Below are 22,136 nucleotides of genomic sequence, written 5' to 3'. Positions count from 1 at the left end.
ATCTACAACCCGGTTTAACAGGAAGGTTTTAGCTATCATTGGTTTTATTTGGTTCTTGGCTAGTGTGGATCACATTTAAAATTGCTATATAATCCTCTTGAACTTGAAAAATGATCCGATAACTCCATCTGAAAAACCTCCGGATGTTGCCTGGATTGTTTGGGTAAAATTCATCTAGCTGATGTTTTTCTGGGTTCAGGACCAGCTCTTTGGTAGATCGTATGATTTCTCGTCTTACGATATCGGCAGCACTTTTGGAGTCTAATTTTATCCAATCATAATGATCTTTTAGAGCCATCTTGGCTTTATCAGACCATACAACAGGTTTATGTTGCGGAATTTTTACCAACGCTCGGATTCTTTCTCCAAGTCATCTACTGTTGAGAACTTTCCTGCCTTCACTTGAAGGATGGCTTCGTCAATGGAATTGACATACTCCTTTAAATCCATCGGGGAATACCTAGACTTAGTGTCCTTTAATAATGCATACAGGACCTCAAGTTTAGCTCGGTCATTGATGGAATCAATGGTCTGATGTAGCCTTAATTTTAATTCCGCTATGCTCATACCTTTTTTTAGTAAATATAATGATATTTCTCTCAAAATCAATCTGATCAAAGCAACCGAACCACTGAATCGAGGAATGCCTTTTGGGCTGAGCTTGCCGAAGCCCGACGCTGCTCACGCCATAAGGCGAAGTTGAAACATATGATTGCTCAGTACCGGGTGATGTATGCCAATCAACCTGCTATTTTCGATTTGTTAACAGATTGGACGCGTCAAAAATTCATTGGTATTGGTTAATCGGGTGTATTTTAAAAAAACGATCTATTTTAGGGTTTGCCTTTGGTTTCCGGTATTACAAATGCCTCGTTTCCGTAACCAATCAGACACCTGGGATGTAGTTGCCAACTCACCCAGTTCGGGTGCTCGAAATTTATGAATAATGGATATGCCTTCGAGGTATCTCCATGGTATTTTTTTTAACCACATAGTTGCATAGTCCACATAGAGGGCTTCCTTCAGAATTAGGACTAGAGGGCTTCCCTTAGAATTAGAACCCCTCAGCAAATTCTGCTTTGGCCGCAATAAACTATGTGCGCTATGTGGTCTATGTGGTTTATTTATCTTCGTACTGAAAACGCCACTGCAGTAAACGAATAACAAGCTTTGGTCCCAGGCCATCTCATTCCTGTAGCGTTTTGCAGTTCTTTTTCGTCTTAAAAGAAAAAGGCGAAAGGATTAGGAAATTAAAAATAAAAACCTGTATTTTTAGTAGTGTTTTTAATCCTTTCTTTTTGCCTGAATGGGGATATCAATTAAAATTCGATTAAGATGAAAAAAATAGTGGTTTTTAAAAGAAAGTGGATAGCTTTTTTAATTATGATTCATTCTATTCTAATTGTGACAGGTTGCGTTGAAAATATGTCTTTACCTCCTCTTAACGCGCAATTCCAACTTCTTGATGTATCAGGTAATCCTACTAATTCATTTAGAGAAGGAGAAGATATAATATTTGATTACCAAATAGTAAATTCTGGAAACAAGGTTGTTTCATGGGAAGGCACCAATGGTGGATCTATCCCCCTATATCCTGTATTTCAGATTTTTAATAAAACTGATAATTCCTTAGTAGGTTCAGTATATGATCCAAAATTAATCGGTTTTGATTTAAACCTGGGCCGAATCCTTATGCCTGGTGAGAGGGTTGTCATTAAGGTTACATGGTTAGGAGATTTGGAAAAAACCGAAGTTTCCTGGGGAGGGCTAAGCTATCCAAAGAATTTGCCATTGCCTAAAGGAGAGTATATTGTGGAATTTGAGCATATGCTTGAAACTCCAAAATTTGAGAATTTCAAGGTGCAGGTTCTTTTAGATTTTGAAGTTAATTGAATATTGTTTGTTGAATAACCCTAAAATCGTCATGAGGAAATTTTATCTATTAATTCCGTTTCTAATAATTACAGCGTTTACCCAAGCTCAGGTTGTCGTAAAAAGTATAGATGAATTAGCGAAGTGGGAAAAACAAAAGTTGACCTTATCAATTGAAGCTCCGGAAATGCGCTTACCATCATACGATTATACTTCGTTGCAGGAGGAAAATAACGGGGAAATATTTAGGGGCCCATTTAAATTTGGAAAGGGGCATGAAATGGGGATTGGCTTAAAAGATGGTGTTTGATCTGACGGGGGCGGAAAGGATCTGTGTGGAAGACCCTCCTGCGGACAACAGCTATGAGCTGGACATCAGCCACCTCCAGCCCGGTGTCTATGTCGTCCACCTGGACCACCGCAATGGCACCGTCACCCGACAGCTTAGGATTGACTAAACTCAGGATATAGAAATTCTCCCCAGCCGATAGTTGGGGAGTCATCGGGACAAACTTACCCTACCTGATTTCCATAACGCACCAAAATAACTATGCAAACCCACTTTAAAGCCTGCAAAAAGTCGTTCTTTTAAGCAGAAAATACCATATTTGATATAAATTGCAATAAGAAACATGTTTAGGATCTTCCACTGCCCTATTATATGACGATGATTTTAAGCAGCTGATTATGGTAAATTTAAAGAATCAAATTGATTATTGGATTAAGGGGGCAGAGGATGATTTATTGACTGCTGAATTGCTAATTCGAGAAAGGCGGATTTTGCATGGCCTTTTTTTCTGTCATTTAGTAGTTGAGAAGGCCATAAAAGCACACGTAGTTAGTACAACAAAGGATTTTGCCCCAAGGACACATAACTTAAATTTATCTATCAGAAAAAATAGAATTAAAATTTGATGAGGAGACGGAAATATTCTTGGGGATTCTGATGAAATATCAGCTTCAGGGTCGCTATCCGGATTACAACCCCGTGGTGCCTGATATTTTGAATGTAAACGAATACTTGGTAAAAACTAAAGGGTTATTAAGGTGGCTAAAAGAGAAATTGTAGAACTTCTAAAGAAATACGTCTTCCTACTACGCTCGGAGGGCATAGCCGTTGATAGAGCTTATTTGTTTGGTAGTTATTTATCTAATACAGCCAATGAAGATAGCGATATTGACATAATGATCGTAACAGAAACCGAAGATGATTACCTTAGTGGCAAAATTTGGAATCTGACAAAAAAAGTAAATTCAAAAATTGAACCTTATCATATAGCAAAGGCAAGATTTTATGATAAGGTGGATTCTCCTTTGATCGAATTAATTAAACGTACAGGATTACAAATAGCCTAAAGAACCTCCTCAAGGCCTAGTTTGCAATTAAGACCTACTATCATCTCAAATTTTCACCTCCCTTCCAAAGGCATTATCTCGGAAATCCATTTTGGGCTGATCCTGTCGAAGCCCGACGCTGCTCACGCCATAAGGCGAAGTTGAAACATATGATCGCTCAGTACAGGGTGATGTATGCCAATCATCCTGCTATTTTCGATTTGTTAACAGATTGGACGCGTCTAAAAGTCATTTGTAATGGCTAATCCTGTGCATTTTAAAAACCGATTTTTTTAGGCTTGTTCTTTGTTTTCCGGCATTACAAATGCCTCGATAGTGTAACTCATCGGATACCTGGGATGTAGTTGCAAACTCCCAGAGACAGTTTTGGGGATTGCAAATCCCCTTTATCTGAACCACGGAATTGCAAATTCCGCGGAGCGGATAATTTCAAAACCAGGAACGTACCTGTTGTTTCTACAAAAAACAAAATCCCAGCGCCGGGGCGGTGGGATTTTGTGCAGTCTTGGTTTTTTTCTTTCTTTCTTGGTTTACATTTCTATAAACCCTATCTAGAATTGAACTCAGGTTACTAAAACGGATAACTGGATATTTGGCATTTATTTTTTTACTTTGGCCCCTGGTAATTCAATGCCTAATTTAAACCAAATAACCTGTTAAACCCATGTCATTCCCATCCAATTCAAGAAGAGATTTTCTCAAAAAGTCCACGCTACTCACCGCTGGGATAGGACTCTCCCTTCAGCAAAGCAGCTTCGCAGCAGCCAAAAATCAATTGCCACGCTGGCGGGGGTTTAATTTGCTGGATTTTTTTAATCCGGACCCGGATAAGGGACGCAAAAGCAAAGACGACTATTTCAAATGGATGGCCGACTGGGGTTTTGATTTTGTCCGCATTCCCATATCCTATCCCAGTTACCTGGAATTTGACCGTAGCAAGCCCATTACCCCGGAAGAGGTGATGCAATTTGACGAACGACGCCTTGAGGAAATTGACTCCTTGATCGATAAGTGCCATGCGCAAGATTTGCACGTCAGCCTGAACCTACACCGTGCACCGGGCTTCTGCATCAATGCCGGCTTTCAGGAACCTTACAATCTATGGGAGGACCAAGAGGCTTTGGATGCCTTCTGCGCCCATTGGGAAATGTGGTCCAGGCGTTATAAAAATATCTCCTCCAAAAAATTGAGTTTTGACCTGGTCAATGAGCCCTTTAAACGGGAAAATCCAAACGATCAGCACTCTCCCGGAGGGCCGGTACCGGTAGCAGAATACCGGAAGGTGGCTCAAGCAGCCCTGGATACCATCAAGTCCGTCAAAAAAACCCGACTCGTCATTGCCGATGGAAATGGCGGCGGTGGCATGGCCGTACCCGAACTGGCAGACCTGGACCTGCACCAGAGTTGCCGCGGCTATTTCCCCATGCACATTTCCCATCACAAGGCCTCCTGGGTATTCAAGGATCCGGATAGCCTGAAAGATCCGGTTTGGCCCGGCATGCATAACGAAAAATATTACAGCCGGGAGGATTTGGAAAAACACTATGCACCCTGGATTTCCTTGCTCAAGCAGGGTGTCGGCGTACACTGCGGCGAGTTGGGTTGCTATAATAAAACGCCCCACCATGTGTTTCTTTCCTGGTTTGAGGATATACTGGATATTCAGTATGCCCATGGGATAGGTTTTGGTCTTTGGGAGTTTTCGGGTACTTTTGGGGTGTTAAACTCCGGCAGAGAAGACGTGGACTACGAAGATTGGTACGGGGAAAAACTGGACCGTAAACTGCTAAACTTATTGATGAAATCGAGCATGACGTAGCCGTCACACACTGGGATGACTATCAACCATGCGAGATTCCATGTGGCAACTGAAAAACAATTATAAACACATGAAATATGCCTGATATCGCCTATTTGAAATACGGAAAAGGACTACCGCTGGTATTGCTCCCAGGATTTGGCGAAACCAAAGAAATGTGGGCCGATTTTGCCAGGCCGCTGACGGACCGCTATGAAGTCTGGTGTCCGGACCTACCCGGCTTTGGAGAAAGTATGGCAGCGGAAGCCGGTTTTTCCCTCCATTCCGTAGCACAAATCCTGAGGCAATGGCTGCTGAAGCAGGGCATCCCAAACGCTTGCCTGCTAGGCCATTCGCTGGGAGGCTACCTGGTATTGGAAATGGCTGCTTTGCCGGACCTTTCGCTATCGGCCATTGGCTTGTTTCATTCCACAGCCTTTGCCGACACGCCCACGAAAAAAGAAAGTCGAGACCAGACGGTTGCCTTTCTGGAAAAGCACGGGGTAGCCCCTTTTATTCGTTCCTTTGTGCCTCCCCTGTTTGCGGCAGAAAACCGAGAAGCCTGTGGGCTAGCCATCGAAAACCTGGTTGCCAGGGGGCTGCTCCATCCGAAAGAAAGCCTGATCGGATATACCCGGGCCATGCGAGACCGAAACGAACACCTGGACACCTTAAAGAAATTTTCCCGTCCGAGATTAATGATATGCGGGGACAAAGACCCGGCGGTTCCACTAGATGCCAGCCTGAAACACCAGCAGGCGGTGACGGATTTCAATATCCTGGAAAATTGCGGTCACATGGGCATGTTTGAAAAACAAAACGAATCCCAAACCATCCTAAAAAATTTTCTGCAACCCCTTTCTGTCAATAAGTAGCCCTGCCTCCGGATAAATCATAGATAAACCCAGTGGTAAAGCTGGCTTCGTCCGAACAGATCCAACAAGCCATGGCGGTAACTTCTTCCACGGTACCCAGCCGTTGCATGGGAATTTTAGAGGCCATGTATTCCAATTGCTCCGGTGCCGTATCGGCATTCATCGGCGTACGAATAACGGCCGGTGCCAGGCCATTGACGGTAATACCTGTAGCGGCATATTCCTTACCTAGCGCCTTGACCAAACCAATGACCCCGGCTTTGGTAGCCGAATACCCGACCATATTGGGGTTCCCTTCTTTTCCGGCAATGGAAGCGATCAGCAGAATCCGGCCTTTTCCGCCCTTTTCCATCCAGGTTAATGCGTATTTACTGGTTAGAAAGGAACCTCGTAAGTTTACCTGATAAATTTCATCAAAGGCTGCGGTGGGGTAATCGGTGATTTTTGTTTGCGTAGGACCCACGATACCGGCAGAATTGACCAAAATATCCAATCGGCCGAAGGCTTCAATTGTTTCCCGAAAGGCCCTTTCCACAGCCCTTTCGTCAGAAACATCCACAACCCTGGCCTCTACCGGGATTCCTTTTGCCTGCCATTCGCTTTCCAGGGCTTTTAATTTCTCCTCCTTGATATCCCACAGTGCAATGCTGGCTCCTTCAGCGGCCATGCGTTGGGCGATTGCCTTGCCAATGCCATCGGCAGCGCCGGTAATAACTGCTACCTGGTCGGCGTATCGTTTTTTACTGTCCATCCACTTTATTTTTCGGTTATCGATTGTCTAAAATTAAGAAAGTACTGCCAAATGTCCGGAACCTACTCATTTTTTTTCTCAATTTTTCATATATCCTGTTTATTGAGCTATAGATCTGATTTTTACCGCATTTCCTACACGTTTTTGTTTAGGTAGACTCCTGTTTATTCGGCAAAAATGACGAATTAAAAGGTGAAAAAAATTGATAAGTGGAAATTTTTATTTTTCTTTAAGAACTTATCAATCAATCAATTCACCCCAGGTGTGTCCATGAAAAACCAATCCAAACAGGCGTCCAGACAGGCCACCGTCAGTGAGTGGGTTAAAGACCACGGAGACTATCTATTCAGTTGGGCCTATCATAAAACCGGTAACCGGGAAGTTGCTGAAGACCTGGTGCAAGAGGTCTTTCTAGCCGCTGTAAAGAACTTTGAGGGATTTCAGGAAAAAAGCAGTCCCAAAACCTGGCTTCTCAAAATCCTAAATCATAAAATAATCGACCACTACCGGAAGGCCGCCAAAAAAACCCTTCATTTGGACGATCAGGCGTTTCAGTTTACGGAAACACTTTTTAATGCCAATGGCAACTGGAAAGCCAATGGTTTGGAAGAGGCCTGGTCTAACGATACGCACTTATTGGATGACCCTGCCTTTAACGATGTAATGAACGTTTGCATGGAAGATCTCCCTCCACGCTGGCGGCTGGCCGTGATCTCCAAATATATTTTTGATAAAGAAACCCTGGAAATCTGTCAGGAACTGGAAATCAGTAAGACTAATTATTGGCAGGTATTACACCGGGCCAAACTGCTGCTGAAAAAATGCCTGGAAGTAAATTGGTTTGGCGCTAACTGATCCAACTATTATGAATTTAGAAAAAATCATGAACATTATGCTTCTTTCCTGTAAGGAAGCTACTTGTCTTATTGAAAAAAAATCCGTCTTCCCCCTTACTTTTAAAGAAAAGTGCCGGCTGTATATTCATGTAAAGATGTGTGTGGTTTGCAACCTTTACCGGCACCAAAGTAAAACGATTGAGCGAGCCCTTTCCAAATGGATCAACACGGAAGGAGCTACCGGAGACCTACTGCCTCCTAAAACGAAAGAACGGATTATTGAAAAAATAAAAGAAGATTAAATTTTTTGTCAGGAAACACCTGGCCTTCCGACTACTCTATCAGCAATTAAGATAACGAACAATTATCCTGGCTGATGGAAATTTAGTGAACAGACCGTTGCCTTTTTGACAGTCCCCCTTTTAAAATTTTCCTCTCAGTTTCAGGATGATGACTTGAATCAATCAATCATGAAACTGAATACCTTTCAACAAAAACTAAATCAGGAAAATCCCTATGATTTTTCGGGGTTAAGTGCCATTTTTCTCAACTGCACCTTAAAAAAATCTCCGGAGCAATCCCATACCGAAGGGTTGATTCGAATGAGTCAGGCCATCATGGAAGCCAATGGGATTCGGACAGAAATAATCCGGCCGGTGGATCACCGGATTGCTTTTGGTGTCTATCCCGACATGACCACCAAAGGTTGGGATGCAGATGATTGGCCACCCATTCAGAAAAAGATCATGAACGCCGATATATTGGTATTGGGAACGCCCATTTGGCTGGGAGAAAAATCCTCCATCGCCTCTTTAGCTGTAGAACGCCTCTATGGGTTTTCCGGGGAATTGAACCAAGAGGGCCAATATGCCTATTACGGGAAAGTTGGGGGCTGCCTGGTGACCGGCAACGAGGACGGCGTAAAGCATTGCGCCATGAGTGTCTTATATGCCCTGCAACATCTGGGTTATTCCATTCCGCCACAAGCAGATGCCGGATGGATCGGAGAGGCAGGGCCCGGGCCTTCGTACCTGGATAAGGGATCCGGCGGACCTGAAAACGAGTTTACCAACCGCAATACCACCTTTATGACCTGGAACCTCATGCACCAGGCACGGCTACTCAAAACCACCGGCATCCCTGCATACGGAAATCAACGAACCGCCTGGGACGATCGAAAAAGTAAAGACCACCCCAACCCTGAATATAGATAAATTAAAAACCATTAAAACCATGAAAAAACGAGTCGCCATTGTCTTAACCCTTCTTGCTATCGCATTAATTGTGATGGGCATCGGGAATTTTATGATTCCACCCGCATTGACAGGAATAGGCTTTCTGGCCATTGCATTTATCTTTTTTAAAGAAGATCAAAACAAAAACTTTGATAAATAAGCTATGAAAAATTTAATGAAATTCTATCTGTTCCTAACTGCGTTTTTTCTAGCAGTCAACTGTGCGCAGGCCCAAGATACGGCCCTGCCAAAAAAGGAATCCAACATTGACCTGGCCTTGGGCATGGGCGAAAACAGCAGCTTCTCCTACGCACTGTCCTGGAACACCAGCTACGGGATGTTTTCCACCAATAAATTTCGGCTAGGATACGGCCTGCGGTTTTCGGGATTTACGGGAAGTGACCTGAACTACATCACGGCCCCTGCGGACCTTACCGGAGACGATGCCACCATCGATACCCTGCTGGTGAACAGTCCCCACACCATGGGCTTGAGTGCCCTGATAAATTTGCAGTACCAGTTCAGTTCCAAATTCAAACTTGGTTTTAACATTGATGTGATTGGGGTAGGATTTGGAAGCACCGATGACTCCAGGTTTATCTCTTCCGAAAACACCGGACAGTATCCCCAAACGCTCGAATCCAGGCCATCTTCCTTTAACTTGCTGCTAGGCGGAGACAACGATCTGGGTCAGCTCAAATCGGAATTTTACATCGCCTATGCCCTGTCTGAAAAAACCTGGCTAAGAGGGGGGGTGGACATGACCTTTACCGAATACACCACCAGCCAGGAACTTACCAACGCCAACGATCGCTTCAGGTACAAGCCTGTACTCGTTTTTCTGGCAGTCTCTTACAATCCCTTTCACTAACACCTTTCAAACCTACTTAACATGAAATCGAGCATGACCAGAACGTCATATAGAGAGATGACTATCAATCATGCGAGATTCCATATGGCCCTTAAAAAGCAAATTATAATCATATGAAACTATCGTTCTTAGTAGTACTTTGGTTCTGGATTATCAATCCTCAACACGGAGATACCCATGCCAAATGGGAAGGAACTCAGGAAGAATCGTCTATCAAATTTAACATTCGGAACCTGGGAATAAACGTAGAAGGGGTGTTCGATTCCTTTACGACCGAAGTCGATTATAATAAAAATCAGCCTTCAAGCAGTCGTTTTTCAGCAAAAATACTAGTAAACTCCATCAATACCGGCATCAACAAACGAGACAATCACCTGAAGCAGGAAGAGTTTTTTCATGTAGAAAAATATCCGACCATCACCTTTCAGTCTACAGAGGTAAGCAGTCCGGGCTCCAATCAACTAAAGGTAAAGGGGGATTTAACCATCAAAGGAAAAACACTACCTATTGAATTGGACGTAACCATTTCTGAATCCGGAGGCAAGACTGCTTTTACCATCTCAGGTGAATTGGATCGCCGGGATTTTGGGGTTGGCGGTAGCAGTTGGGTCATGTCTGATGATGTGTATTTAGATCTCTATGTCGAAAACTAACCTCAATATGGGAATATGTCTTCGGTCACCATACTAATTGTATGGGATCGGATTCTAAAAGATCCAGGCATTATAAATGGGAGCACGAAAATGATTTATGCCGCTGCCTTCGGACCGGGCGTATCTCTGGAAAGCGCACTGATCAGGTATAACTAAAAGAAAATTTGACCAACGACTTGCACCCAGCAGTAAACATACCGAAACCTCTTTCCTTTACCATCACGGTTTTACTGTTGATGCTGAGCACTCAGTGGGCCCTGGCCCAGGAAGACGAAAACGACAGCACCATTTTCAAGGCCCTGCCCCTGGCCTACTACACCCCGGAAACACGTATTGCATTTGAAGCTTTTGCCTTTTACAGCTACTATTCGGAAGGCAGCCGGAGGAAATCCAATATCCGCCTTTTTGCCACCTACACCCAAAACCGGCAGTATCTATTGACCATTCCCTGGCAAATCTACACGGCTGATGACCGGTATTTTCTAAACGGTAGCCTGGACTATCGAAAATTTCCGGAATACTATTATGGAATAGGGAATGACACCCAGGAAGCCAATCGGGCACTTTATGAGTTTTCTGCGTTTACATTAAGCAGCAAAAGTTATAGTAAACTGGAAAATGATACCTACATGGGGGTCTCCCTGCAGGGACAGTGGCTTACGCCGGAATTTCCTGAAAACGAAGTTATTTTTAATGACATTGCTGCCGAAATTGGGGAAAAGGGCTATTCCTACCTGAGCCTGGGCCCCTCCTTTATGTGGGACAAAAGAGATCACATCCTGTCACCTTCCGATGGCAGTTTCTTAGAATTTACCCCGGTGTTTGGGATGGGGCAAGCCGATGAAAATCCGATCTACTTTGGGTTGGCTACCCTGGATATTCGGGACTATTGGAAATTGGGAGAAAAGGCTACCTGGGCGAATCAGTTTGTCGCCCAGTTTTCGATGGGAACGGTTCCTTACCGGACATTGCCTACCCTTGGTGGGCCCTTTTTGCATAGGGGTTACTACCAGGGTCGGTTTCGGGACAAGCACCTGATGATATTGCAGTCGGAATTTCGCCAGCATGTCAAAGGTAGGTTTGGATTGGTAGTCTTCGGATCGATGGGAAGGGTCTATCCGGATATACGAACCGAATTGGTCCAACATATCCACCTGGCTACAGGGGCTGGAATCCGCGTACGCGTCAGCAAAAAGGACCGCACCAATGTTCGCTTTGATTACAGTATTACGCCGGACTCAACCGGGTTTTATATTTATTTTGCCGAGTCCTTTTAATGTCAGTCATGCGCAGAAGAAATCGCTCTACCTTCTACACCAAGCTATTCCACTGGGAATACTGGCCGACATGGATCATTTATTATCCGGTCTTTCTTTACTACCTGCTCCTTTCGCTAAAAGCCAGGAACTTCTTTTTCTTTTCCATGGCCAATCCCGAAATGGAAATGGGAGGTTTGTATAATTGCAGCAAAAACAAACAACTCAAAAAAATCCGTTCGGCTTTTAAGCCACGAACGCTGTACGTTAAACCAAATACGCAGATTCAAGAAGTTCTTATCCGTCTTTCAAGTTTGAACCTAAATTTCCCGCTGATTGCCAAACCGGACCGGGGAGAGCGCGGCGTAGGTGTATCGTTGCTGCATAGCTATAAACAACTCAAAAAATACCTGCGCCAAACCCGGGTTGACTTTTTGATACAGGAGTATATAGACAGCCCCTTTGAGGCCGGCGTTTTTTATTATCGGATACCGGGCCAAAGCACTGGCACGATTCCCTCCCTGGTTGTAAAATCATTTCTGACTATTAGAGGTGATGGCTATTCTACCGTTAAGGAACTCATACTACAAAAGCCAAGAGCCCGACTAATCGCTACTAAATTGCTGGCCCAAGAAGGGATAAACCCGGACGAAATTTTACCTGGCGGAATCGAAAAACTGTTAGAGCCCATTGGCAACCACAACCGTGGAACAAAATTCATGGATGGTAATCACCTCTGCAATGAGGATCTGATCTATTTTTTTGATGCCTTAAGTTACCAAATCCCAAACTTCTACTATGGTAGGTTTGACCTCAAGGCAGCCTCCGAAGAAGATTTTAAGAAGGGTTGGGGCATCAAAATACTGGAAGTAAACGGTGTCAATGCCGAGCCCGCCCATATTTATGATCCAAATGCGAAATTTTGGAAGGGAGTCCGAACCCTATTACATCACTGGAAAGTCATTTATACGATCAGTATGGAAAATAAAAAAAGGGGATTCAAACCCGCTTCTTTTGATGCCGCCTGGAGGCATTTTAAAGAATGGAAAAACCAGAAATAATTAATTTATTTTTTTGTCAGGTTTCCATACGCTTTACGTCTATTAGCACGAATCAGAAAAATATTATCATCATGAGTCGTTTTGGCGGCCTTTTAATCCTAATTGGAGTGCTGTTTCTAACACAGGTTTCGGCGCAAGATCAGCAAGTTTTGTTTACGATAGAACGCAGTCTGAATGAAGATCAGATTGTTTATTTTCTGCATTTGGATAAAAATGGCAAGCCTGAAAAAGAAGCTCCAATAAGCCTGAAATGGCTGGACAATGAAAAAACGGGCGAATTGATCCCAGTAAACTGGATCAAAAAGAAATTTGGTTACGGAATTGATATCCTTTCCCATAAGGGCGATCAGGTAACCTTTCAATTTGTTTCTTACGACAAAAAAATATTCACCTTAAAAAAAGACCTTTTCGGCAACTATGGTGTATTCGCCAAAATTAATAATCACATGATGAAAATCAGACATATTTACCTGGAAATAGATGGGGGTTCGTTTTGGAAACCCAATATCACAGAAGTAGCTGTCATGGGATTTCATGAATTGGCCAATACCCGTGTGAAAGAAACCTTTAACCCCTAAATCCATGCAAGCTGAATGTCAGGAAAATCTTAAAAGCATCGCTTCGCTACTAGATAAGTTGAATGCAGAACAATACCAATTTCCCTCCTCTTACCTGTCCGGTTCCTCCATAGGTCAACACATTCGGCACATCCTTGAATTCTACACCTGCTTGTCGCAGGCCTACGGAGAAGGAGGAGCCGTAAATTACGACAACCGAAAGCGGGCCATGCTACTGGAAAAAGAACCTTCAGAAGCGGCAAAGATGATTCGTCAAATGATCCATTGGCTGGATTCAGAGAAAATGGTAGGACCGGTTTACCTGGTTGCTTCCTATGCGGTGTCCACAGAACAAACCTGTACCATCCCCTCCTCCTTTCAGCGGGAGTTGGCTTACTGCCTGGAGCATAGTATCCACCATCAGGCCTTAATAAAAATAGGGCTTTTTGAACAGGGATTGTCCGGTCTCATCGATGCCCATTTTGGGGTAGCCCCCTCTACCATTAAATTCCGAATGCAAAGCAGTCCGGAGTCATCCTAAACCATCTCTTTCTAATGAAACGTAACGCTACTCTTCTATTTTTATCCCTGGTTCTGGTTTATCTTAACGGGTTTTCTTCTTTTGCTCAAGAGGCTCCATCCTATAAAAACAGGGTCGGAATCAATGCGCTGGGACTGCCGGCCGAAAACCTGGTACTGAGCTATGAACACAGTTTTAGGAAAAATGGGCTTTGGATGGGATTGGAGCACCGCCTCAATCAACTATCGGACGATAAAGACCAACAAGTCAATTCCCTGGCTTTGGAATACCGGTATTATTTTTTTGCTGAAGATAAACGGGCCGAAGGTCTTTTTGCCGGTGTCTATTCCAAGTACCGCTGGGGCGAGGAAAATACAGTAAGTGGCAGCAGCATACAACATGAATACCAGGCCGTATTTTCAGGATTGAACGCCGGATATCGATACAATTACAAGAGATTGGCACTATCCGCATTTTTAGGTTATGGACTTCCTCTTTGGTCAACTGAGTCTACCCGTCCCCCCGGTGCCACTCATGAACTCAATGAGAATTATGAAAATGATCTGAGAATTGGACTAACCGTAGGATTCGGTTTTTAAGGAGGAGCCATGCACAAAACCTTTGAAATAGCAACCGTTGACGGTAGTTTCCATTTGGCCGATGGAAATGATTTCGAGCAGACACTTACGAAAACAGCAAACCACCTCAAGTTTTTTTGGAATTACGGTGGAGTACCTCTAAAGCTACGGGTAGATCAACAAGAGGTAACGTTAGAATCCAACCATTTGCTAAGTTGTACCTACCTTCAAAAAATAGACGTACTCCATGAGCATCCCCATCCTGAGGTGCTATTATTGGCCTTTAACCGGGGGTTTTACTGCATTCACACCCATGATTCCGAAGTTTCCTGCAATGGATTCCTCTTTTTTGGTTCCAACTACACCCCCGTGGTCAAATTGGATGATGCAGAAAACGGAAGGCTACGCACCCTGATAAGTGTCCTTCAGGAAGAATTCGATACACGGGACCAAAATCAGGAGGAAATGCTTCGCTTACTTTTAAAAAGGTTCATCATCCGCGTATCACGCCTGGCACGCAAGCAACTCCTCAACCGGAAATTACCGGAAAAAGAACTGGAATTGATACGGCAGTTTAATGTCTTGGTAGAAGAACATTTCAAAAAGTACCGGCAAGTAGCGGACTATGCCGACCTAATGCACCGATCACCCAAAACCATCGCCAATATCTTTGCCTTGCAGGGAGAGAAAAGTCCGCTGGAAATAATCCACGATCGAATAGCATTGGAAGCCAAACGGCTGCTGCTCTATACCGATAAACCCTCTAAAGAAATTGGCTGGGACTTGGGTTTTGAGGACCCTTCTCAGTTCAATCGCTTCTTTAAAAGGCAAACCGATCTTCCTCCCAGGGAGTTTCGGGAGCGGTTTTCCACCCATGTTTTCAAATAAGGAGATGCTATCTTACTAACTCCTAACCAACGGTAGCATTCGGATGGTATCCGAATAAACGATCGCTTGAAGCAGTATATTACTATTAAGCCTCCACCAGGGTTTTGCTTGGCTTCCTGTTAAGTGCCTTTGTTTCTTTTCCAGCCTTGACGGGTTTTTTCCTTCTCCCCCACCAAATCATAAATCCGGTAATTGGCAACGATGCAATGAGGGCACTCAGGCAAAATGCCAGGAATTTACCCGGCAAACCCGCAATGGCTCCTACATGAATATCGTAGTTCATCCGGTTTAGTTTTTCCCCAAAGCCAGCCTCCAGAAATCGGCCCCAAACATGGTCTACCGGAATTTCTTCCAGGCTGTATTGATCGAAATAACGGTAATCCATTTTCCAATAGGTGTCCGCATCCGGATTGGCATTGGCCGCGATGGCTCCGTGTTCGCTTTCGGCAGGATGGACCTCAATCCAGTCAGCATCGGGGTAAAGACGGTTCATTTTGGCCCAAACCCGGTCTATGGCTGGAGTGTTAGCTTCCGATACCTGGGTGGAATCAGAAAGCGGGGTGTAGTACTCGATAAAGGATTTTCCTCCGGTAGTCGTGTAAAAAACGGCATCCCGAAACCAGGAAAAACCCCATACTAATCCCGTCAGCGCAAATATCAAGGCGAATACCATCACATAAAACCCAAGAACCCGGTGCAGATCGAAGTTTCTTCGTCTCCATCGCGCATTCCAGCGGATTTTAAGGGCTTGCTTCAGATTAACCTTCTTTTTGGGCCACCAAAGTACCAGGCCGGATACTACCATCACCAAAAAAATAAGGGTAAAGCTAGCTACTACCGGCTGCCCGATTTCCGGAGGAAGCCAAAGGTAAAAATGACCATCCAGAATAATCCTGAAAAAATCAGCGTATTCATCCTTTACCTTTTGCACCATGCCCGTGTAGGGATTGACATAGACGAAATAATAATAATGTTCTTCAAAGCTGTAATAGATCGCCATGGCTGCCCGCTCCGCTTTAGGGTAGAGCACCGCATGCAGGTGTTTGTCGGGCAGTGCTTCGTCTGCCGCTTCCCAAATTTTACTCGGCGGGAGGACTGCCGTTTCCTGAGGAGTCACGAAGCGATAAGGCTGGAGCAGGTCCTGTATTTCAGACTGAAAGGCATACAAACAGCCTGTAACAGCGACGATAAATACCACCAGCCCGGAAGATAATCCGAGCCAGAGGTGCATTTTTCTGATGTAATTCTTCAATCGCATTAGAATCGGTAATTTAATGCCAGACTAATGTTTCGCGTATTCTGCGGAGTGACGGTAGACCATCCGGAGTAGTACAACTCATCTGTCAGGTTATTGATCTTAAGCGCCAACAGGTATTGCGGTCCTGAGTAGGAAAGCGAAGCATTAAACACCTCATACGCTGGCAAGGCAAACGTGCCCGTGGTACTTCTGTTTAAGGTAAGGTGCTCGCTGGCTGCGTTTCCTCCAAATCCCAGTCCAACCCCTTTAAGGGGTCCCTGAGGAGCCGTGTAACTTGCCCAGAAATTGATCAGGCGATCCGGTCCGGCTTCTTCCGGACGCATGCCCAGGTAACCGTTTTCCGGATTATCCCCGGTCACCTCCGAGGTGTTTTTGGAGTAACCGGCAACGATATTCAGGCCATTGATGGGATTGGCTACCAGGCTAAATTCCAACCCTTTGCTTTCCACGCTTCCGCCCTGGATGAAGTTGTTAATGTTAGCCGGATCTGCCATGATACGGTTATCGATGCCGATGGAATAGTAACTTAGGGTAGCTGCCAATTTATCCTTGTACAGGCTTGTCTTTACTCCGAGCTCCCATTGGTTGGCTTGCTCGGGAGAAAAGGATTCGACCCGTGGATTGGAGCCGTCGGCGTTGCTTACCTGCCGTGGTGCCACGTTTACGAACCCATTCATATAATTTCCAAATAGAGAGACTTTGCCTTTTATCGGCTGGTAGACCAGGCCGAATTTTGGCGACAAGGCTACTTGTTCATTCCGCTCTTCCTCTGAAAGGTTTTCTGACTGATCACTGAACCGGTCCACCCGCAAACTAGCCATGGCAGATAATTTTGGTGTAAAGGCAATGACATCGGATACGTAAGCACTTACCACCTGGGATTTGGCCATGGAATTTCCGACAAAGGTCCCTTTTAGAATATCATCCACACCCGCACGTGTCAGGTCTCCGGTATCGGTACCTTCCTGTAGCGATACCGTACCGTTGGCGAGCCATCCGGAACTTCCATCAGATAAACCCGATTCGTAAAAGTCCAGTCCGACGACCATTTTGTTTTCGAATTCGCCGAGAGAAAACTCACCAATAAAATTTTGTTGGATGTCCGTGGTGAGGGTTTGTCCGTTACGATTGGAAATAAACCGAACAAATTCATCGCCGTTGGACTGATCCCAGAGGTAATGATAGTACCCGGCGGACTTGGTAGCACTTCTGGAAAGAGCGGTTTGGGAGGTCCAGGAGTCCGAAATTTCGTACAATGCCTGTGCCTGTATGGCGAAGGTACTGTTTCGCATGGTCAATTCATTACTGGTGAACGAACGGAAATAGTTATCTTCAAACAGATCGATATTGTTAAAACTCAAGGGCGCATTTCGATTAAGAAAGATCATGGGCGCATTGGCTGCCTCTGAATCCAAAAATTCGGTATTGATCAGAAAGGTTAACCGATCGCTGGCCTTCAACTTAAAAGAAGGCGCAATGTAAAACGATTTTCGATTGCCGGCATCCTGAAACGTGTTTTGCGATTGGTAGGCGGTGTTGACTCTCATAAACGCCTGATCCGAAAGCGGCAGGTTAATGTCCCCGGTGACCCGGTTCAGACCAAAACTTCCTGTAATGAATCCAAGTTCCCCTTTCAAAATATTCATAGGTCTTTTCGTGGAGACGTTAATCAAACCTCCATACGAAATCAGCGGGCTACCGAACAATGTTCCCGAAGGGCCTTTGATAACGTCAATGCTTTCGATATTTGCCGGGTCCAGCGCGCCGTTATTGACACTGGGTAACCCATTTACCATGGTGGGTTGGACGGAAAAACCTCTCATGGAATAATATTCGGCACCATCGCCTCCCCGGCCGGTTGATTCCCAAAGTCTGGTGACTCCGGTTGCATTTTTCATGGCATCGTTCATATTGGTCACCACTTGCTCCTTTAGCAGTTTGGAACTGATGGATTGATACACCTGAGGATTTTCCAGGTCTTTGAGTGGCAACTTGGCAACGGTAAACGTACTGTCCTCATAAAAGCGGTTTGAAAATTGATCCGAAACCACCACTTCCGCTAGTTGCGTGGAAGATTCCTGGAGGCGAAAAGGTACCTCCACTATTTGTCCGGGCTGCAATTGGATGGTTTTTGTTTGCCTTTCTGCTCCCACCAGCGAGGCAAAGATTTCATAGGTGCCCGGAGGTATGTTTTTGATTTCATAGGTTCCAAAACGATCCGTAGTGGCCCCTTTGGATAAGCCTTGAATGCCCACATTGACAAACTCCAGCGGTAACTCATCGGCGGAGGTGACGGTGCCTTTAATACGGGCATTTTGTGCCCAGGCGGCAAATCCGAACCCCAGGATAAAAAGAATCAGACAAATGGATTTAAGCTTCATATTGGTTACTAATTGAATGATTTGACAAAGCTATTAATTAGACTAAATCTAAACAACGCTATTTGGAATTAATTTTAATAAAAATTGTAAATTGCTTAAATGGAGACCATTCAGTGATGGAGGATAAAGGAATGCCGTTGTTAAAAAATACCGTTATTGGCAAGCCGGGATCGGTAGAAAAATCACCAAAAGTCACTCGATTAACTCCAGAAGGCCATCCTTGGCAGGACAAAACGGGCTCGCATGTTCCTTTTATTCGTTCAAACTCCAATCGTAATCCAAGTAACTGATTTTGCTGCCAGGCTTAAGCGGAGTTTCAGCGTACTGATTTAAGAAATCAATCAGACTGCCATTTTTTGTAAAATCCGCTTCAAACCAGGAGAAGATACTGGAAATTTCGGCCCTATCAGTACCCAGTTCATTCCGGCTGGGATCGTTGATAAATTCCCTGCTAACCTTTTCCAACTGGGCTTCCATCTTTTCTGCCATAAAAGCACGATTCAATAGCTTGGGGCAAGAAACCGAAGCGCAGTTAATGGCAAAATGAATGCGGGGCTCGTCGAACTCTTTTCGGAGAATCTTGTGCTCTATTTCATCGAGGCTGGCCGGTTGCCCACCGATTTCAAAAAACTCCAGGTGCCAGACCGTATTTACCAAGGGGATATCCAATAATGGCCCGATATCCCGGATACTTTCTACCGGATAGTGATCGATGATCAACTTGATGGTAAAGGCATTGTAGGCATTGATCCAATAGGCCAGTTGCTGCTCCCTGGACCAGGTATTTCTATCGGGTGGATTTTGACTTAGCAATTGCAGGTAATCATCGAGCTCCTCTTTGTCAGCGATAAAACCCTTGTAATCCACAAACCCCTCCTTGTCTACATGTCGCGATAGCAAGGAATCAAAAATGTCATGAGACGGCGGCTCGGTATCTTCCCCTCCCAATGACGAATCCCCACAAGATACGTTAAACAGAAAAAGAACAAAAAGTGTAAGGATTTTCATGGATGTTTTTACGTTTTGTTGTGAATCTTTAGCTCGTTATAGCCTTTCAATATTTTTTTCCATAATTCTGTTCCTACTATAGTTGATGATACCAAATGAAAGGTGTACTTCTATTAAGTAAATGGAGGCTCAATTGATTCCAACCGTCAAACTATTAGTTCATTTGTACAACAATTTCCATTAAAGAATTCCCGGTGTATTCCGGAGGAGCTGCTTCTGGATAAAACACCTTACCAGGGCGGGAGACAAATGCCGTTTGCATTCCCACTCGCTGGGCTCCGAGAATATCCCAGGCATGGGCCGCAAGGAGCATTCCTTTGTTGGCTTGGATCTGCATTTGATCCAATACATGCGTATAAGTAGCCGGGTCGGGTTTAAATTTTCCGGTGACATCAACACTGAAAATCCGTTCAAAAAATGGGGAAAGTCCTGCATGATCCAGTTGCTTTTGAACCATATCCAGGCTGCCATTGCTCAGTGCCACCAGCGTATACCCCGCGTGGCGTAACATTTCCAAGGCTTCGGGAACCTCCTTGTGGGCAGGAAGTGTACCCATCAAACCTAACACCTCCTCTATCTCCTTTTCCTGAATGTCTTTCTGGTATTCCTGAAAAACCATTTTCAGTGTTGCCTTGCCTATGGAGCTGAATTCAAGGTAATTTCCGCTTAGTGATTCCACACAGGAGTAATGCAACAGCAGGGAAAACCATTCCTTAAAGGCATGCGCATCACCCCTTAGATCATTCACCCTTTTTTTTACCGGACTCAAATCCAATAAGGTTTCATTCACATCAAAGATCAGTAACTGAGGTTTTTCGAGAAGTGCGGCTTTTGATTTCATTAATTAAAAATAGTGAAAAGAACTGGTTTATAGAGGATAAGGGATCACATTTAGATAATATTTGGGTATCTGTCGGATAGCCGACAAAAAATCCGGAAGGCGATGGCGGCACATGGTGGCTTGCAAGGGTGGAATGCAAATGGACCGCTCCAATTTCACTTTAATTACCAGCCCCTTGACGGGAATACGATTCAAATCAGTGATAATTGGTCCGCCAAGGCGCGTCATAAAATGGCCATTGATACAAGTCGGCAGTTTGGAGGGGATGGCTCGGTGCCTTGGGCATTACCGGACACTGTATGCTACAATCATTTTCAGAAAAACAGCGGTTAGGTTTCCAACTGTCTCAGAATTGGTGCCTTCCCGGCTGGAAAGCTTAGTATCGGAATGAATCGTTAACCGAAGGAATAATTAGTACACCTTTTCTCCTTTATTCAGCCACACGCCCCACATTTTATTGTAGGCATGCACCCGATCCGTCTGAATGGAATCGGCTGTAAAGACGGGGTTGTCCTCGTTCACCCAATGAAAAATGCCTCCATACAGGTTGTATACATTCTGGAAACCGGCAGCTTTCAATTGTTTGCCAATTTCCTGACTTCGGGCCCCAATGGAGCAATAAACCACAATGGTCTCTTCCTTTGAAATTTCGGACACCGACTCCATGGAAAAGGTTTCGTACCCTACCCATTGGGCTGACTCAAGATGGCTAACCGAAAATTCCTCCCGTTCACGGGTATCCAATATCACGGCCTCCTCCAGCAAGTCCTTCTGCACGGGATAGACCAGTGGAAAGTCCTTGTCATAGGTAGTTTTTAACAAGGTTTTAAACGGCAGGCTTTGCGAAAACGCCGGTACTGCAAAAAAGGTCCAGGCAATGAAACAAATTAATCGTGGAAAGAATGCGCTCATTTCTGGATAACACGCCTTTCCAGGCAATAATTTCCGAAAAGCAATGAAATATTACCAAAGGAGCATTTTTTAGCGGGTTTTCTACCAGCCGACGTAGCCGGGAGCCGATACCCCCTTCATTCGAAGGTATACCAGGCATTGGGCTCGGTGATGGGCCTGATGATCACGCAGCAGGTAAAAAATATTTTCCTTGGTCATGGAAACGCCCCCAAATTCAATCTCCTCATTTAGCTGAGATCCGGAGGCATTTTGGATCAAATCCAGCACATAGGCATTGGCCCGATCCAGAATGGCCATTACATCTGCTTTTTTGAAGCCGGTCGCATCTTCCTTGCGGTAAAAATTTTTCCGATCACCGGTAATGCGAGAGGTCAGCATGCTGATATTATCCGCCACGTGAAGCCATTGCTCCTGAAAAGACATGGCTTCATCCGTAGGTCTAAAATCATAGCCAGCCTCCGGCATGGCTTCCGCCACGGCTTTCGAATAGTTTAGGTTTCGTTGCCAGACTCCAGCATACTGTTTTTCAAAATATTCCTGCGCATGTAGATTCGTTCCGGCCATAATCATTAGGAGTGCAATCCATCGAACCACCATATATCTTCCTTTTCGTAACCATGCAATAAACT

The 22,136-nt window shown here is 44.6% G+C and carries 29 protein-coding genes; 20 read left to right on the top strand and 9 right to left on the bottom strand.

Annotated elements, in window-relative coordinates:
• Positions 1 to 28 precede the first annotated feature (28 nt).
• Complete coding sequence (locus GJQ68_RS23655; protein ID WP_162416874.1) at positions 29 to 349, bottom strand: type II toxin-antitoxin system RelE/ParE family toxin; 321 nt, start codon at positions 347 to 349, stop codon at positions 29 to 31.
• Positions 343 to 567: a hypothetical protein gene (locus GJQ68_RS08520; protein WP_162416873.1), complete on the bottom strand. Its 225-nt coding sequence runs from the start codon at positions 565 to 567 to the stop codon at positions 343 to 345. The genes GJQ68_RS23655 and GJQ68_RS08520 overlap by 7 nt, the downstream gene beginning before the upstream one ends.
• A gap of 768 nt (positions 568 to 1,335) precedes the next feature.
• Here GJQ68_RS08520 and GJQ68_RS08515 point away from each other — a divergent pair.
• The 7 genes from GJQ68_RS08515 to GJQ68_RS08485 all read left to right on the top strand — a co-directional run bounded on the left by GJQ68_RS08515 (position 1,336) and on the right by GJQ68_RS08485 (position 5,901).
• Positions 1,336 to 1,893 (top strand): hypothetical protein, encoded by a 558-nt coding sequence (locus tag GJQ68_RS08515; RefSeq protein ID WP_162416872.1) that lies wholly within the window; start codon positions 1,336 to 1,338, stop codon positions 1,891 to 1,893.
• Between the two features lie 31 nt (positions 1,894 to 1,924).
• Positions 1,925 to 2,182 (top strand): hypothetical protein, encoded by a 258-nt coding sequence (locus tag GJQ68_RS08510; protein WP_162416871.1) that lies wholly within the window; start codon positions 1,925 to 1,927, stop codon positions 2,180 to 2,182.
• Positions 2,175 to 2,330, top strand: a complete 156-nt coding sequence (locus GJQ68_RS08505) for a T9SS type A sorting domain-containing protein (RefSeq protein ID WP_162416870.1) — start codon at positions 2,175 to 2,177, stop codon at positions 2,328 to 2,330. Before GJQ68_RS08510 ends, GJQ68_RS08505 begins: the two co-directional genes overlap by 8 nt.
• A 229-nt stretch (positions 2,331 to 2,559) precedes the next feature.
• On the top strand, positions 2,560 to 2,787 hold the full coding sequence (locus GJQ68_RS23650; protein ID WP_162416869.1) for a HEPN domain-containing protein: 228 nt from the start codon (positions 2,560 to 2,562) through the stop codon (positions 2,785 to 2,787).
• A gap of 132 nt (positions 2,788 to 2,919) precedes the next feature.
• The gene (locus GJQ68_RS08495; protein WP_162416868.1) at positions 2,920 to 3,228 is read left to right on the top strand and encodes a nucleotidyltransferase domain-containing protein; all 309 of its coding nucleotides are present in this window, start codon (positions 2,920 to 2,922) and stop codon (positions 3,226 to 3,228) included.
• A gap of 664 nt (positions 3,229 to 3,892) precedes the next feature.
• Positions 3,893 to 5,047: a cellulase family glycosylhydrolase gene (locus tag GJQ68_RS08490; protein WP_162416867.1), complete on the top strand. Its 1,155-nt coding sequence runs from the start codon at positions 3,893 to 3,895 to the stop codon at positions 5,045 to 5,047.
• A gap of 77 nt (positions 5,048 to 5,124) precedes the next feature.
• The gene (locus GJQ68_RS08485) at positions 5,125 to 5,901 is read left to right on the top strand and encodes an alpha/beta fold hydrolase (protein WP_162416866.1); all 777 of its coding nucleotides are present in this window, start codon (positions 5,125 to 5,127) and stop codon (positions 5,899 to 5,901) included.
• On the opposite strand, the gene GJQ68_RS08480 is transcribed toward GJQ68_RS08485, so the two are convergent.
• Positions 5,891 to 6,652: an SDR family NAD(P)-dependent oxidoreductase gene (locus GJQ68_RS08480; RefSeq protein WP_162416865.1), complete on the bottom strand. Its 762-nt coding sequence runs from the start codon at positions 6,650 to 6,652 to the stop codon at positions 5,891 to 5,893. The genes GJQ68_RS08485 and GJQ68_RS08480 overlap by 11 nt on opposite strands.
• A gap of 270 nt (positions 6,653 to 6,922) precedes the next feature.
• Here GJQ68_RS08480 and GJQ68_RS08475 point away from each other — a divergent pair, with 270 nt between their 5' ends.
• From GJQ68_RS08475 to GJQ68_RS08420, 12 genes are all read left to right on the top strand, one after another.
• A complete protein-coding gene (locus tag GJQ68_RS08475; protein WP_162344125.1) occupies positions 6,923 to 7,507 on the top strand; it encodes a sigma-70 family RNA polymerase sigma factor in 585 nt (194 codons plus the stop codon).
• A 10-nt stretch (positions 7,508 to 7,517) separates the two neighbouring features.
• A complete protein-coding gene (locus GJQ68_RS08470) occupies positions 7,518 to 7,790 on the top strand; it encodes a hypothetical protein (protein ID WP_162416864.1) in 273 nt (90 codons plus the stop codon).
• Between the two features lie 168 nt (positions 7,791 to 7,958).
• On the top strand, positions 7,959 to 8,702 hold the full coding sequence (locus tag GJQ68_RS08465; RefSeq protein WP_162416863.1) for a flavodoxin family protein: 744 nt from the start codon (positions 7,959 to 7,961) through the stop codon (positions 8,700 to 8,702).
• Positions 8,703 to 8,721: 19 nt separating this feature from the next.
• Positions 8,722 to 8,883, top strand: a complete 162-nt coding sequence (locus tag GJQ68_RS23185; protein ID WP_202927899.1) for a hypothetical protein — start codon at positions 8,722 to 8,724, stop codon at positions 8,881 to 8,883.
• Between the two features lie 15 nt (positions 8,884 to 8,898).
• A complete protein-coding gene (locus tag GJQ68_RS08460) occupies positions 8,899 to 9,594 on the top strand; it encodes a hypothetical protein (protein WP_162416862.1) in 696 nt (231 codons plus the stop codon).
• Between the two features lie 113 nt (positions 9,595 to 9,707).
• Complete coding sequence (locus GJQ68_RS08455) at positions 9,708 to 10,247, top strand: YceI family protein (RefSeq protein ID WP_162416861.1); 540 nt, start codon at positions 9,708 to 9,710, stop codon at positions 10,245 to 10,247.
• 164 nt (positions 10,248 to 10,411) lie between these two features.
• Positions 10,412 to 11,524: a BamA/TamA family outer membrane protein gene (locus tag GJQ68_RS08445; protein WP_162416859.1), complete on the top strand. Its 1,113-nt coding sequence runs from the start codon at positions 10,412 to 10,414 to the stop codon at positions 11,522 to 11,524.
• Between the two features lie 8 nt (positions 11,525 to 11,532).
• Positions 11,533 to 12,564: an ATP-grasp domain-containing protein gene (locus GJQ68_RS08440; protein WP_162416858.1), complete on the top strand. Its 1,032-nt coding sequence runs from the start codon at positions 11,533 to 11,535 to the stop codon at positions 12,562 to 12,564.
• A gap of 71 nt (positions 12,565 to 12,635) precedes the next feature.
• Positions 12,636 to 13,142: a DUF4833 domain-containing protein gene (locus tag GJQ68_RS08435; protein WP_162416857.1), complete on the top strand. Its 507-nt coding sequence runs from the start codon at positions 12,636 to 12,638 to the stop codon at positions 13,140 to 13,142.
• 4 nt (positions 13,143 to 13,146) lie between these two features.
• On the top strand, positions 13,147 to 13,662 hold the full coding sequence (locus GJQ68_RS08430) for a hypothetical protein (protein ID WP_162416856.1): 516 nt from the start codon (positions 13,147 to 13,149) through the stop codon (positions 13,660 to 13,662).
• Between the two features lie 14 nt (positions 13,663 to 13,676).
• A complete protein-coding gene (locus tag GJQ68_RS08425; protein WP_162416855.1) occupies positions 13,677 to 14,240 on the top strand; it encodes a DUF3575 domain-containing protein in 564 nt (187 codons plus the stop codon).
• A 9-nt stretch (positions 14,241 to 14,249) separates the two neighbouring features.
• Positions 14,250 to 15,107: an AraC family transcriptional regulator gene (locus tag GJQ68_RS08420; RefSeq protein WP_162416854.1), complete on the top strand. Its 858-nt coding sequence runs from the start codon at positions 14,250 to 14,252 to the stop codon at positions 15,105 to 15,107.
• A gap of 85 nt (positions 15,108 to 15,192) precedes the next feature.
• Here the strand turns inward: GJQ68_RS08420 and GJQ68_RS08415 are convergent, their stop codons facing one another.
• The 4 genes from GJQ68_RS08415 to GJQ68_RS08400 all read right to left on the bottom strand — a co-directional run bounded on the left by GJQ68_RS08415 (position 15,193) and on the right by GJQ68_RS08400 (position 20,595).
• Positions 15,193 to 16,365 (bottom strand): PepSY-associated TM helix domain-containing protein, encoded by a 1,173-nt coding sequence (locus GJQ68_RS08415; RefSeq protein ID WP_162416853.1) that lies wholly within the window; start codon positions 16,363 to 16,365, stop codon positions 15,193 to 15,195.
• Positions 16,365 to 18,746 carry a TonB-dependent receptor gene (locus tag GJQ68_RS08410; protein ID WP_162416852.1) on the bottom strand — a complete coding sequence of 794 codons (2,382 nt, stop codon included), beginning with the start codon at positions 18,744 to 18,746 and terminating at the stop codon, positions 16,365 to 16,367. Before GJQ68_RS08410 ends, GJQ68_RS08415 begins: the two co-directional genes overlap by 1 nt.
• Positions 18,747 to 18,998: 252 nt before the next feature.
• The gene (locus tag GJQ68_RS08405) at positions 18,999 to 19,754 is read right to left on the bottom strand and encodes a DUF547 domain-containing protein (RefSeq protein ID WP_162416851.1); all 756 of its coding nucleotides are present in this window, start codon (positions 19,752 to 19,754) and stop codon (positions 18,999 to 19,001) included.
• Positions 19,755 to 19,908: 154 nt separating this feature from the next.
• Positions 19,909 to 20,595 carry a haloacid dehalogenase type II gene (locus tag GJQ68_RS08400; RefSeq protein ID WP_162416850.1) on the bottom strand — a complete coding sequence of 229 codons (687 nt, stop codon included), beginning with the start codon at positions 20,593 to 20,595 and terminating at the stop codon, positions 19,909 to 19,911.
• A gap of 102 nt (positions 20,596 to 20,697) precedes the next feature.
• Here GJQ68_RS08400 and GJQ68_RS08395 point away from each other — a divergent pair, with 102 nt between their 5' ends.
• Entirely contained in the window at positions 20,698 to 20,928 is a 231-nt protein-coding gene (locus GJQ68_RS08395) for a hypothetical protein (RefSeq protein ID WP_162416849.1), read from the top strand.
• Positions 20,929 to 21,006: 78 nt separating this feature from the next.
• On the opposite strand, the gene GJQ68_RS08390 is transcribed toward GJQ68_RS08395, so the two are convergent.
• Positions 21,007 to 21,417, bottom strand: coding sequence for a rhodanese-like domain-containing protein (locus GJQ68_RS08390; protein ID WP_317174418.1), 411 nt, complete (start codon positions 21,415 to 21,417; stop codon positions 21,007 to 21,009).
• Between the two features lie 171 nt (positions 21,418 to 21,588).
• Positions 21,589 to 22,104 (bottom strand): DinB family protein, encoded by a 516-nt coding sequence (locus GJQ68_RS08385; RefSeq protein ID WP_162416847.1) that lies wholly within the window; start codon positions 22,102 to 22,104, stop codon positions 21,589 to 21,591.
• Between the last annotated feature and the right edge of the window lie 32 nt (positions 22,105 to 22,136).

The organism is Cyclobacterium roseum, from assembly GCF_010119225.1.
GTDB lineage: Bacteria > Bacteroidota > Bacteroidia > Cytophagales > Cyclobacteriaceae > Cyclobacterium > Cyclobacterium roseum.
This window is presented reverse-complemented; position numbering and strand designations above follow the sequence as displayed.